The organism is Microcoleus sp. PH2017_12_PCY_D_A, assembly GCF_020738565.1.
Taxonomy (GTDB): domain Bacteria; phylum Cyanobacteriota; class Cyanobacteriia; order Cyanobacteriales; family Microcoleaceae; genus Microcoleus.
On record NZ_JAEQCI010000046.1, the window covers coordinates 1 to 14,061 of the forward strand.

8 protein-coding genes are annotated in these 14,061 nt (G+C 50.1%); all 8 read right to left on the reverse strand.

What is annotated here, in order from left to right:
- Nucleotides 1-149: 149 nt before the first annotated feature.
- Nucleotides 150-557 carry a peptide-methionine (R)-S-oxide reductase MsrB gene (msrB, locus tag JGK39_RS14635; RefSeq protein WP_293250980.1) on the reverse strand — a complete coding sequence of 136 codons (408 nt, stop codon included), beginning with the start codon at nucleotides 555-557 and terminating at the stop codon, nucleotides 150-152.
- A 335-nt stretch (nucleotides 558-892) separates the two neighbouring features.
- Entirely contained in the window at nucleotides 893-6,184 is a 5,292-nt protein-coding gene (locus JGK39_RS14640) for a response regulator (protein WP_293250983.1), read from the reverse strand.
- A 51-nt stretch (nucleotides 6,185-6,235) separates the two neighbouring features.
- Complete coding sequence (locus JGK39_RS14645) at nucleotides 6,236-7,054, reverse strand: HNH endonuclease (RefSeq protein ID WP_293250986.1); 819 nt, start codon at nucleotides 7,052-7,054, stop codon at nucleotides 6,236-6,238.
- 141 nt (nucleotides 7,055-7,195) lie between these two features.
- Entirely contained in the window at nucleotides 7,196-10,273 is a 3,078-nt protein-coding gene (locus tag JGK39_RS14650; protein ID WP_293250989.1) for a methyl-accepting chemotaxis protein, read from the reverse strand.
- Between the two features lie 146 nt (nucleotides 10,274-10,419).
- The gene (locus tag JGK39_RS14655) at nucleotides 10,420-10,953 is read right to left on the reverse strand and encodes a chemotaxis protein CheW (RefSeq protein WP_293251166.1); all 534 of its coding nucleotides are present in this window, start codon (nucleotides 10,951-10,953) and stop codon (nucleotides 10,420-10,422) included.
- 490 nt (nucleotides 10,954-11,443) lie between these two features.
- Nucleotides 11,444-12,193: a hypothetical protein gene (locus JGK39_RS14660; RefSeq protein ID WP_293250992.1), complete on the reverse strand. Its 750-nt coding sequence runs from the start codon at nucleotides 12,191-12,193 to the stop codon at nucleotides 11,444-11,446.
- Nucleotides 12,194-12,339: 146 nt separating this feature from the next.
- On the reverse strand, nucleotides 12,340-12,504 hold the full coding sequence (locus tag JGK39_RS14665) for a hypothetical protein (protein WP_293250995.1): 165 nt from the start codon (nucleotides 12,502-12,504) through the stop codon (nucleotides 12,340-12,342).
- 43 nt (nucleotides 12,505-12,547) lie between these two features.
- Complete coding sequence (locus JGK39_RS14670; RefSeq protein WP_293250998.1) at nucleotides 12,548-13,783, reverse strand: response regulator; 1,236 nt, start codon at nucleotides 13,781-13,783, stop codon at nucleotides 12,548-12,550.
- Nucleotides 13,784-14,061: the final 278 nt, after the last annotated feature.

Below are 14,061 nucleotides of genomic sequence, written 5' to 3' on the forward strand. Positions count from 1 at the left end.
TAGCTAAGATTGTAGGAAGAAACCCGGTTTCTGAACCCCCGCGCACAGATCCCCCGCGCACATCCAAGAAACCTGGTTTCTACGATAATTTAAGCATCGCAGCTAAGATTTACGCAGAAACCCGGTTTCTTTATCGCAGTCAAAGAACCTCAGCCAGCAATAAACTTCATCGCCACACCATTCATGCAGTAGCGTTTACCAGTAGGTGCAGGCCCGTCATCAAATACATGACCCAAATGCCCGCCGCAGCGACGGCAATGCACCTCAATTCTAGTCCCAAACAGCGAATTATCGATCGATGTCGCGATCGCCCCTTTGATCGGATCGTAAAAACTCGGCCAACCAGTACCGCTATCAAATTTAGTTTGCGACGTATAAACTGGCAAATCACACCCAGCACAGGCATAAATTCCCTTCCCGTATTGCTTGTCGAGAATGCTAGTATGAGAGCGTTCAGTAGCGTGTTTTCGCAACACATTAAACTGTGCCGGAGTCAAAAGTTTGCGCCACTCTTCCTCAGTTTTAGCAACTTCAAAAACCTCCTTAGAAGCAGCCATAACATCTGAATTTCCAGGCACACAGGACGATAACCATGCCATGCTTACTGTTGCTATACCCGCTTTCAAAAATAATCGTTTCTTCATGATAGATATTCCACTTTTTGCTAATTAACTACATTATGACTTATATTATATCCGATCGATTAACATAACAAAAATGGTTCGTAGTGCGGACTTTAGTCCGCTCAATTTGCGGACTTCAGTCCGCACTACGAACCTTACTTATTGCGGTAAATCATCGCTCAGAAATACTGTAATCGATCGCCCTATGATACAAATCCTGTGAGGACTTTAATCCCCACAGGACTCACCGCCTTTCAAACATCAACCGCCTAAGCCATAGCCGGAGCACCAACAACCTCACCCTTCAGCATTCGACCAGCAGCATCAAGCAACTGTTCCTCCAAATAAGGCTTAGTGAAATAGCCCTTCGCACCCAAACTGTAAGCCATTTGGCGGTGTCTGTCAGCACCGCGAGAAGTTAGCATCGCGATCGGCAATTCGCACAAAACCGTATCCTTCTGCATCCGAGAAAGTAGTTCCAAACCATCCATTCTCGGCATCTCAATATCGCAGAACACGATATCGCAAGGCAGGCCAGACTTCATCTTTTCCCAAGCTTCCTTACCGTCGCGAGCTTCCTCAACTCGGTAGCCAGCCTTCTCAAAAGTAATCGACAAGAGCGATCGCACCGTAATCGAATCATCCACAATCAACACAGTAGGCTCAGTCTTCTCAACTTCCGCCTCAGCAGCAGCTCGATCGCTCTCATCCCAAAGCGTACCGCCAGCTTCCTTCCGCAGCCTTCCAGTAGCCAAATCGATCAATTCCAGAACATCCGCGATCGCCACAATCCGGCCATCCCCGAGCACCGTAGCACCCGCAATCCCGATCGGCTTCGGCACAGGCCCCTCCAACTGCTTGATCACGATTTCCTGTTCCGTCGAAACCTGATCCACCTGCACCGCCAAGAAATTGCCAGCAGAGCGCAGCACGATCACCGAAATCATGTCATCGTCAGTATTAAACCCGTAAACGCTGCCCCGGCCCAAATGGCGGTTGTAACCCAACAAATCCCGCAGCGGGCGGAACGGCAAAATCGAACCCCGCCACTCAATGCAAGGCAAACCGTCCGCCCCCGTCGTCACCTGATCGCGAGGCACATCGATCATGTCCTCCACCCCGTCCATCGGGAAAGCAATCCTTGCTCGATCGCTAATGCAAGTCAGAGCCTTAGAAATACTCAACACCAGAGGCAAACGGATGGTAAATACTGTACCTTTGCCGATCGTCGAATCAATCCCCACAGTCCCCCGAATTTCGTGCAGCGAGGTCTCTACAACGTTCATACCGACCCCCCGGCCCGCGTACTCCGTCGCCTGTTCCTGAGTGCTGAAACCGGGCATAAACAGCAAATTGTAAACTTCCGAGCGAGACATCCTCTGAGCCTGAGCCGCCGTCAGCAAATTCTGCTTGATCGCCTTCGCCTTCACCTTTTGCGGGTCAATTCCCGCCCCATCGTCAGAAACCGAAACCACCGTTTGATTCCCTTGGTGGAAAGCCCGAATCGTAATCCTGCCCATCGCAGGCTTCCCGGCCGCCAGACGCACCTCCGGCGCTTCGATCCCGTGGGTAATCGCATTGTTCACCAAGTGAGTCATCGGGTCATAAAGCTGATCCACAATCATCTTGTCGATCAAAATATCCTTACCCTCAACCTGCAACTGAGCCTGCTTGCCGCACTTAATCCCAATTTCCCGCACCGCCCGGAACAGCCTGTCCGTCGTCTCCGCAAACGGCTTCATCCGGGCGCGAGTCAAACCTTCTTGCAGTTGAGTCGTGACTTGGCGCAGTTGGCGAGTCACCTGATCCGCCTCATCCACCAAAAACTCAATGTCCGCCGCCGACTCCCGCACCCGCACGATCAGCTCGATAATCTCCTGAGCCAAACTGTGGAAAGGAGTAAACCTGTCCATTTCCTCTGGTCTCCAGGCACTTTCCCCCCGGTTTTGGGGCCCCTCCTCATTGCGCCAAGCCGATCGGTGTCCCTGACGGTTTGCTAGCAAAGCAATCTCCAAAAGACTCCGCTCGTAGAAATCCTGAGTCCGTTGGCTGACATCGCTCAGCAGCGTCACCTGGTGCAGCAAATTGTCCAAAAACTGCCGCATCCGTTCTTGGTCTTGCTCCAAACTGTTGCGGTTGACTACCAGTTCGCCCATCAAGTTGCTGAGGTTGTCCAGTTGCTTGACCGGTACGCGCATGGTTTGGTCGCCGAACCCGCCCGCGCGGGGATTCCGCCTGGGTCTGTTGTTGACCGCCGACTGTCCGATATTGGTTTCGCCTTGACGGCCGCTGTCCTTTGGATCTTCCAGCAGTTTTTCTAAGTCGCCAAATTCGTCGTCGCTCTCCGCAGCAGGAGGGGGTGGAGCTTTGCGGGCAGTTTTCGCCGGTGCTGGAATTTCCGGCATAGTTGCGCTCTCGCTCAGCAGATCTTCGAGATCGGAGAAAACTTCCGTCGTTACCGGACTTGGATTTGCACCCCCAGAGGCGGCCATTGCCACCCCAGCACCGCCTGCGATTAACAGCGCTTCTAAATCGTCAAAATTGCCTTCGGAATCCTCAGTGCCTGATTGAATGTCGCTAAAAAAGTCCGCCAGCGACTCATCTTCCAACTCCGCAGCACCGGCTTCGCTCGATTCTTCGTCATCGTCGCCAAAGCCCGTCAGTTCCGAAGTCACCAGAGGTCCAGCATCTAGCGAATCCAACAAGTCATCAAAAGCATCCAACTCTTCGGTATTGAGAGTCGCCCCGGTTTCGAGAGCAGCCAGCAAATCAGCATCGCCGTCAAACATACCATCGAGAGATTCTGCCGACAGCGCCTCTAAATCGCCAGCCGAAAAATCGGTTTCCAGCGCGGCAAACAAATCATCTTCCTCCTCGGATTCACTAGCGGCATCTGTTTGGGTTCGATCGAACAAATCCGCACCTTCAGACTCGAACAAACCCTCAGCAACTTCGGCCGACAACTCCTGCAAATCAAAATCAGCTTCGGCATCCACCGACGCAGGAGGCGCTTCGCCAAACATATCCTCCAACAAATCGAAACTGCCCTCATCAGACTCGGCACTGGCAATTTCTGGATCGGGACGATCGGACAATACTCCAAATTCAACCGCCGCCAAATCTGCCAAGCCTGCCTCCGAAACAGTCGCCTCCGAGTCCGAGAACAAACTCGCCAAGTCGCCCTCATCCGCAGCCGTACCAGCACTGGGCAATGGAGAATCCACATTTAAATTCAACCAATCCCCATCGACTTCTTCTGGCGAATCTTCCCCGTCATACTCAGTACCCGTAGGTACAGAACCGAACAGATCTGCCAAATCCGCCGCCTCTCGGGAAGGAACCGCCGGACGATCGCGCCCAGCCTCCTCATCCTCAGAAATCGAGTCCGAGGTAATATCCCCAAACAGCGCATCTAAATCTGTATCCTCCAGATCCAGGTTGGTTGATTGTGCAGACTCGTCTTCCAGGCCAAAAGCATCTTCTAGCCAATCTCCATCCGCAGAAATATCTAAATCAGAATCAGAATCAGAATTTGATGTCATGTTAACGCTGCCACTTTCCTCATTTGGTGTGCTGCCAGTAGCTGAAGATCGATGGCCCCTGCTCTCCCCACCTTCACCTTCAGAAGAAAGGAAATCAGAAGTAATGCTCAACAGCTCGCTGAAATCCGAGTCTTCCTCCACCTCAGAGAGCAACTCGAAATCATCTATTTCGGCTACAGCCGGTTTTTCTGCATCCCCTGAATCATTGCCACCACCTGCGGCATCCAAAAATTCTGCGTCGAAAGCATCAGGGTTGAGAGCATACTCCTCGGAGACTGCCGGCACAGCCGCTTCCTCAGATGAACCTAAATTGCCGAACAAGTTATCCAAATCAGCATCTGCCGTCACAACAGAAGTTTGGGCCGCCACTTCGTCCAAAAGCGTACCGAGAGCATCTTCATCAGCTTGCCTCCTGGTAATGCCCGCCCTGCCCTCTCCCCGATCCAAACCTTGCCTGTTACCAGTTTCAAGCTGTTTGCGAGTTGGCGGCTGCTTCAAACCCGCATTTTCCCGATCGGCTGCCACCGCCGAACCATCAGCCTCGCCTCCAAACAGCAAATCGTCCCCAAACAAACTCGTGAGGTCCTCCAAAGGATGCGCCGCATTCGTTTCCGAATTTTCCTCACCGTATTCGTCAAACAACAAATCAGTAAAATCGCCGGAATTGTCATCATCGTCTAATTCCATGATTCCCCCCGTCGGCATCCTAGAAGCAGATTGTACGTAGTCGAGATCTTCTTCTTCTTCCCAAGCGCCGTCGAGATCCGGAGATTCGCCTTCAAACAAGTCTGCTAAGGTGTTGAGTTCGGCCGCCCCCACTTCCGGGCCCGTGCGCGTCGAGATTCTAAAAGAACCAGTCTCTACATCTGATTCTCCGAAGCTCGGGGAAGTGTCCAACGGCGATCGACCTCCGGCGTAATCGTCGCTCTCGTCGCCGTCGAGTTGCTCGAACAGCTCGTCTATGCTCAGCCCTGAAATAGTTGGCTGCAACTTGTTCAATCCATCCGGGGAATCGCCGCCCAAAGCCAGATCCCAGGCTGCATCTTCAACAGAAACCGCCTTTGAACCCAACGTACCCGGTTGAGCGAAGGCCAGCAAGTCTTCAAAATCTGTTTCGGGAACCACAGCCACGGGTATCAGGGCCAGAAGTTTGGCACTGGGTGCGATCGACCCAGAATTACCCGAAAGTACCTGTTCTTGCGCTTGTTTGATGTCTTTGATGACCGTTGGGGCTAAGGTGCGGTAGGTATTTTCTGGGTTGGCGATCGCCTTTTCTACCGCAGCGATCAATTCTATCCACTCGGGCAGTTCAAAGTCCTCCCCCGCCATTTTCAAGTTCCGACAAATATTCCTAAGTTGTCGCCTGCTCTCAGAGCCCTCAGGCTGTTTGAACTCTTGCAGCATTTCCCGCATCCTCGCCGGCACATCCGAGTCAAATACCAGGTGCAGCGCGCTTTCTTCCGTTGCTGTGACATCAGATGCGTAACCTGAATCCGACTCCGCAAAACTCACTGATGAGTTAAACGCCCCGGCTCCCATTCGGGCCATAACTGCTTGTGGTACTGGCAGCGGGCTGCTCTCGTCATCGTTAACGCAGTGTCCGACAAGTCCTCCCAAGTGCCCGTTAAGTTCTTCAAATACAGGTTCTAATTCTCGAACCATCTGCTCTCCCAATTCCTCTGTCAGCCCAAAAGGCCCCGACAGTTGCTCTAACAGCCCTTGCAACGTGTCAAAAATTCGCAAAAACAGCGACTCTAGCTGTTGGTCAACTTTAACGCTGCACTCTTTTAAAATTTTAAAACTATCTTCCAGTCGGTGAGATGTTTGCTGAATGCTCGTCAGGCCTAGCATTGCGGCTCCTCCTTTGACAGAGTGAGCAGCCCTAAATACTTCGTTAACCAGTTCTGGGTCTTCGATCGTCGCTTGCAGGTTCAGCAACCCTTGCTCGATCGTATTGAGGTGGTCTTTTGCCTCCTCAATAAAGTAGCCCATAATCCTCTGTTGTTGTTCCGGCAGCATAGTTTTATTCCTGATTTTAAGCGTTATTGTATTGGGTCTATTTTAGTATTCTTAGAGAATGTCTCTGTAAATCTCTCCCCTTGACAACAGAATAATCTGACTGCGAGATATTGCAAATCTCCTAGCTATTTCTGCTTTCGAGATCCCCTCACCTAAAAGATAGCGAATCTGCTGCACCTGTTCGGGTTTTAGCTTGCGGGTAGGACATATCTTGCCCTGAACGAAAGGAAAGCGGTTTTTTTCTATAGAATCGCGGGAGTTATCGGCGGGAGTTCCTTCCCACAAATGATCGGGGTTGACACAACCGCGATCGTCGCAACTGTGACACGCAAAATAACCAGGTTTTACAGGTCGTCCCAGTTTGTGTTCCAGTACCAATCTGTGAGCGTAGAAACTTTTAGTTTTGCCATTAATTTTAGTACCCTTAATGGCGTAACCATCACTTCTTTTAGCCAAGATACAAATCATGCAGCCATTCGGCTGTATTTCGGCCCTAATACCGGGAATTATTTCTACGCCTCGCAGTTGTTTTTGAGGTTTAGGAGCAGATGTGCTTCCTACATCTTTAACCCGTCCTTTTCTAAACCTATCTTGAGAATTTTCCAGTCTAGATCCTTCCCATAAATGGTTGGGATTAATGCAGTTACGAACATCACAAGTATGGCAACAAAAGTATTCGGATCTAATCGGACGACCTAAAATATTTTCTAATACCAAACGATGAACAGTAAGCGTTTTCCATTCACCGTTAATCCGAACTCTTTTGTTGGAATAGCCACTGCTAGATCTGGTTAAAGTAGAGATAATACAGCCCGTCGGCTGAATCTCACCAAATATCCCAGGAATAACCTCTACTATGTTATCGTTCATCTGTACAACTCCTAGTTTGTTTAGGTGCTGAATTGGCATCCCCGCAGCGGTTTTAAGGCTGCGAGGTTGCTTTTTGTTTGCCATCATTGCCACACTAACGTGCTTGTAAATCAGGAAGTAAGAAAAGCATTAAACAATCAATTATTGTCTTTCTGCTGTTTCTACTCGGAACCTTTCCACCGATGTCAAAAGGTCGCGAGCAACGCCTACCAAATTTTGCAAAGCACCCGAAACTCGCTGCGCTTCTTGGGACGTTTCCTGAGCAGTTAGCTCGACAGCCTGCATCACAGCGGCCACCGAACGAGCTGTTTCATTCTGTTCTACAGTGTCCGCAGTAATCGATCGCACTAACACGTCAATGCGATTGGTAACTTGAATGATATCTTCAAGCGATCGCTTCGCCTGTTCTGCCAATCTTGTCCCCTCAATCACCTGCTGCGTCCCTTCTTCCATCGCCGTCATTACCGCGCCGGTTTCACTTTGAATTTGCATCACGATCTGTTCGATTTCTTTCAAAGATTTCGCCGATCGATCTGCCAACTGTCGCACCTCATCCGCCACGATCGCAAAACCCCTACCCGACTCCCCAGCTCTCGCCGCCTCAATACTAGCGTTAAGAGCCAACAAATTCGTCCGAGAGGCGATCGCCGCAATCAAACCCACAATCTTAGAAATTTCTTGAGAAGCTTCCGCCAACCTCTTGACTTTTCTCGTGGTTTCTGCTACAGTTTCTCGAATTTCCAAAATCCCGGCCACCGTCCGCTCCACAGCCTCGCCCCCTTTCAGAGCCGTTGCCGCCGCGCCCCGAGCCACTTCTTCCGCCTCTCTAGCACTCTCTGCGACCCGCTGAATCGCATCAGTGAGGACTTGCACCGAATTCAGCGTCGCCGCCAGTTCCTCAGCCTGCCGCAGCGCGTCAGAAGACAAATCGCCCGCAAACTTGGCACTATCCGTAGCGCCTTTGCTAACCTCCCGAGCCGCCTGCTTCACCTGATGGACGATTTCGCGCAGGTTTTGAATTGTCAAGTTAAACGAGTCAGCAACAGCGCCCAAAACGTCTGCCGTCACTTCCGCCGTCACCGTCAAGTCACCCCGAGCCGCTCCTTCCACGTCATCTAGCAAGCGAATCACTTGGCGCTGCAAATCTTCTTTTGCCTGTTCCTGCTCGTCAGACTTGCGTCTGGTATCGCTAATCGTAGTTTGGATCACCTTCGCCATGTGGTTGAATTTAGCAGCCATTTTGCCAAATTCATCTTCCGAGTAAATCGTAGCCCGAGCGTCCAAAGTTCCTTGAGATACAGCATCGAACTGAGCTTGCAAATTGTCCGAAGACTTGCGTACCTGCTTGGCGATCAACTGCCCGATGCCCCAAGAAGTCAAAAAGCTCGTAAAGCCTGCCGCTGCCGTCATTACCCAGCCTGTTTGGCGCAGGTAAACGATCGCCTCCGGCTTGTCTTGCTTCAGAGCTTGATAGGAAGCAATGTTCGTCACGAAAGCCACAGCTACCAGAGAAACCAATCCGGCCCCGATCGCCGTGTACAACTGTTTGGTAAACAGAGGGGCATTTTCCAAGAAAGCCAGTCCGCCCTGTTCTACAGTCACCGAAGTATCGATCGCTTCAGTGTCTGTGGGAGCAAAAGTCGGCACCGACGCATCAGCAGGGCCGGAAATGCTAAAAATTTCGTCGTCTCGAATTGCCGAGCCGTCGCTGTTGTCAAAGTCCAGACCGCTGCCGCTCGTACCCATCATGCCGCTGGTCGAGTTGCCAAAATTGGTGTTACCTCTCAGGATCGAACTGTTCGCATCTTCTGAGATATCAAAATCCGGCAAATTGCCCAAATCGTCAAAATCGTCAAATTCGTCTAAAAAGCCGCTGTGTTCTTGAGTGTTCCCTGTTTTTGACGACCAGTCGCTGCTGTTCTTGGTTGCAGCCCCGAAAGCAGTGGCTTGCTCGTTTTCATCCAGAGAGAAAGAATCGCTAAAAGCGTCGTCATCAAAAGCATCTAACTCAAAGCTGTCTATGGAGCCAAATGCCGGTGGTTCCGAGTCGCCGTAACCGTTTCTGTTAGAGTTCGATCGATCGGCCGAATTAAATTGTCCCCGGCTCGACCTTGACGAGTGAGAATTGGGGACAGCACCTCCCATCAACAGCGTTTCGTCTTCCGCCAGCGAATAATTTGACGAGTATTCCGAGTCAATATTCGGCTGCTTGCTTTGCGATCGAGAAGACCCAAAACCCGAGGACATCGGCTGAGCAAAAGGGTCTGCCTCTTCTGACAGGGGTGGCTTCTGACCTTGATTTTGCCCGGTCACGGGCGGGGATTGATAGTCGTAATCGTCATCATTCAAGTCAAGTTCGTCTGGCAAATCGAGCGGTGCAAAAGGTTCGCCAAAATTGTCAGACGGCCCGGTGGGGGAGTCTAATTGCTGCGAGTCGAAGGAATTCCCGCTTTGGGAACCAGCAAAACTTTGACCGTTGAGTACCTGAGTTGGAGCTTCTGAAAACAACTCTCCTGAATAAGGCGCCTTGGAACCAGAAACTTTGCTATCAGAGAAGTCACCAGCCTCAAACCCAGGGTCATCTAGGCCAAAAGGATCTCCCAAATCCGAGCCGAATTCGTCCATGTCTAGCGGCTCGGACGCATCAGCATAAGCTGCCATTGCGCCGCTGTCCCCAGCAAAGGGGTTACTTAAATCTTCGACAGAGGTTGCAGCACTGCTGTCTTGTGGTTCCCACTCCAACCCGCTCATGCCCAAATCTGCCAAGTCCTCGTTTTCCATATCCTGCGGCGATTGACTCCCATAGGACACGGATGGGGAATTTCCTTGGAAAAGTGCTAAATCCGGGTCTTCCAACCCTTCTTCCAGAGACAAGTCTGGGTAGAATTCCAATTCAGTTTCCGCAGACAAAGCCTCGAAACTTTCCGTGTGCAGTTCTCCGGATAAAAATTGGTCTGTGTGGCTAATACCGCCGTGAGCGTGTTCGACCAAACTCGGGTCGTCACTCAGGCTCAGCACCACCATGTACTGTTCCCGTGCCACCTCATACTGTTGCAGTCCGTAGCAGTAGATGTGCCCGCACAGCAGCCTAGCGCTCGGGTCTTCCGGGAAATCTTCTACTAATTGATAAACTAGGGCCGCGGCTTCTGAATAGTTGCCATCCATGTAGGCCGCTTCTGCCCGTTGGTAGTCCTGCTGAAAGTTGGTACTTGTTGCCATTTGCCGCCCTCTTTTGATTTTAGATTTTAGATTTGAGATTTTAGATTTTTATCTTGCTGGAATGTTTAGATGCGTGCCTCAAGTCCTGTGACTGTTGATAGTTAGACCCCAATCGAAAATCGCAAATCGCAAATCTAAAATCGATTTCACGCTGCCCACCGCGCAGAGCGCAGAATTTTCACTTGATCTAGCAGTCGGAGCACTTTAGTCGCTGGTGCACCTAACATCCATTCTCCCCTCAGAAATGGAATCATGCCGTCTGGTGCATTGTTCTGAGAGTGCAGTTGGTCTACGTCGAGCCAGTCCATCCCCACAATTCGATCGACTGCCAGCCCCAAAATCGTGTCTTGGTCTTCCACAGCCACGATCGGGATTTCGGGTCGATCGGTGTTCAGAGGTGTTTGGTCTCCCAGAAATTGGCCCAGATCGGCCACCCAAATCACTCGCCCTCTCATGTTTAGCGTACCTAAAAGCAAAGAGGAAACGTTAGGAATCGGTGTCATTCGGTCTGGGGAGGGGGATAGCACCTCTCTAATCCCTGTCGCCGGCAGTGCGAACTCGTTCCCCGAAGGAACGTAGAACCGCAGGTGCAGCTCGCCTTCGGGAGTTTCTAGTTCTTGGAATTCCGGAGCCTGATCTATGCCTTGTCCTGGTAATATAAAGTCTGGGCCGCCACTAATCATAATTCTTCTCTCTGGGAAACCCACATCGTACCCGTACTCAAGTCGGTGTTGGGAGGAAAATGGGAGTTCGGTCTCTGAAACATAACTATAACCGTCCTTTTTGTAAATGTGTTGGCAGTATTTATGACTAATTCCTTGCGCCAATCCTGCTGGGGTTGAGACCTAAAAACTTCCACTGGTGCAGGTTGCCTTTTTTCTACATAATTCCCTATTTTGTTGCTGCTATTAACTATCTGATACTTTTACCCTGAAGATTCGGATAATTTTAGACTTCCTGCTAGATGCTAAGTACAACACGAGGGAGCTCGGACATTAGCGATCGATATTTTATCCCACAAAGCTTTCCCCAAAATCTTTACAACCGGGGAATCTCTAGAAATTTCATACCCACAGTCAGGAAACTTACAATTTGGGCAACCACCCAATTTTAAGTATAATTTTTCCCACGGCACGAATGTTTTAGAGGTGGGTTCGTCTTTGCTCCCAACTAACTTGGAACCGTCAAGGCAACACAAGTTTTGTAAGGTTTTCCTGGATTTTTGCCAGCCAAATTCATCATTGATGTCGCCGTTTTACTCCTTAAAATGCGATTTTTTTGAATTACTCTTTTATACATCTCAAATGTCGGAAAAAATATAAAATCGTAAGTTGTGGCAAAAGCAGAAGCAATTTGTTTGTCACATTCCCAACCTAAATCATGAATCCTGGTTTTGAATGCTGCCAGCGTTCTAGGGATGCACCATTTAGGAATTAAACCTGATGTTTTTAGCACCATTTTTAAGCCTGGCTTTTCTCCACTATTGCTGATTCTGCTAAAACCTTGATGTTCGTCTAGGTAAGCAATTGAAATGTTGTAAACTTTGCGAACAGCGCTCACCCACTTTTTCCGGATTACCCCTAATTTATGGCACGGGTAAACTTGGTAACTAACGGTCTTGGCATACTTGCTGTTGGTATTTTCTGAGTCTGACACCCAGGCTGCAACTAAAGATGTGGATGATGGCGAGGACATCTTCAACGATTTCTCATTGTGGGCTAAAGTCGCCCGATTTGAGAAGCAATATCTCAGTTTTTGCGGGCGGGTTCGGACATGAGATAAGATTGAATCCCAACCTGCACCAACCAGCTTTGCGGGCAATGACAACCAACCCGACTTCTTTTGACAAAACGGATTCCAGTTTGGTTGGAAGGTCTTTTCTTGTGAATTTGAGTCCTGAGCCGATTTCGGTTTAGCCATAAAGCCAGTGTTTGCTTTACCGGGGAAATTTAACAGAAGATGTCTTGTATGTCCAGATAGTTCAGTCTGTTTGAAATTTGAGCTTCAAGGAGTCGTTGCTGTGCCCATCTGTTTTGGCGATCGGCTGCAAGTGGAGAACAAGTATATTATATTTGCACTTTGAGCGACTTCGGCCCCTTCGCGATCGAGAAATTGCACTGAGTTTGACAGACGCCGGACGGCGGGCGCGCGAATTTATACATTCTAGTTGATGGTGCGATCGCCCGCAGCAAAGAGCTTTCTGTCTCTGAATGTCGAGACTGCGCTGGCATCCTCGGCTACAAAAAAGCTGGAATCATGCCACCGGTGCGGAATTTATTTTGCTTCTAATTCGTCTTCTAGCTTAGACCCTAATAATTTTTCCGAGAGATTGGCCTCAGGATAGCCCGGCCCTACATATTTTTCTACCAGCATTAATAACTCGCTTTCGCCAAAAGGTTTGGTGAAGTAGTCAGTCGCCCCCGCCATGCGGGCTTTAACGCGATCGATAAATCCGTCGATCCCTGTCAGCATGACGATCGGCGTGTGCCGGAAAGCGCTAGAATTTCGCAGCATCGCGCAAATTTCGTAACCGTCGAGTTCGGGCATGGCGATGTCGCACAAAATTAAATCGGGTTTGAGTTTAAAAACCAAACTCAGGGCTTCGAGGGGACTGCTGATGCCAGTAGCTTCGTAACCTTGTTCGTTTAAAATTGACTCAACTGTTTTGCGAATCACATTGTCATCGTCTATACAGACAACTCTCTTGACCTTGGTTTCTGGAGACGACCACCCCCCCCTATTGTTGGCCGGGGCAACAGAGGGCTCATAAAATACTTGCACCAATCCCTGCTGCACGAAGGGGTAAATTGCCTTAGCGACAGTCAGCACGTCTCGGTTGAGGTAGCGCGCCATTTGGCGGATCGAAGTGTGACCGTCGGCCCAGCGTCTGAGAGTATTAAAGGTATTGGCAGGCAGGGCGACTCGGAGCTCGGCGGGATCTGAAATCATCGGGCATTGGTTGGGCGACTGAATGTGAGGGTGAAACTGCTTCCACTGCTGCACCTGTTGGACAATCTTCGCCAGCAGCGAGCTAATTTCTAAGCTGGTGAGTTGAGGAGCCAATGCTGAGCCCATTTCAAAAGTGAAGGAACCCTGGTGGAGGCTGAGCAAGTCAAACAGGGTTTCGTGGATCATGCTGTGGATGATGTTGCGCCCTTGAGCTGGGGTGAGGATGTGGTTTTCTAGCAGCGCCCACAGGTAGCCGTATTCTGGGGCATTGGTAGATGCCATATAGGGAAGTTGGATTTTGTCGAGGGCAGTGTCTGCTTTGTAGCGGCGCAGGTAGTCGCGCAAGCGAAACAAACTGCCCGCACTCTGGGTAGCGTAAATAACCTGACCGTTGAAGCAGAAGACATACCAGGATTGTCCTGCACCGGAGCGCTGGGTAGGTAGATTACCCGAGCTGCCGGTGAAGCTGTAGGCCTCTACGAACAGTTCTCCGGTGCGCTGACCTAACTCAATTAATTGCAGGATGCTGCGGATGTCAATTTCACTCAAATTTCCCTGCATGCAGCTAAAGTATCCTCCTTAAAACCGTTGGCGTCTGAAATTAGAAAGACTGTGCGATCGCGCTTATATTAACTTTAGTTTCTGTCAAGAATTTACGGGTTCGATGCCACTGGCACAATTAGGAATTGACGAAAGGGCGATTTTCTCTTGTTGACATACTCCCCAGCTATGGAGGCCTGGGGATTTTGAGCTTCGGGCAGCAATTTCAGGCATCAGCCTGTCTAGAATTAAGTCTTACAAGCCGCTTATAAAAACCTAGGCAAACCTAGGTAAACTCT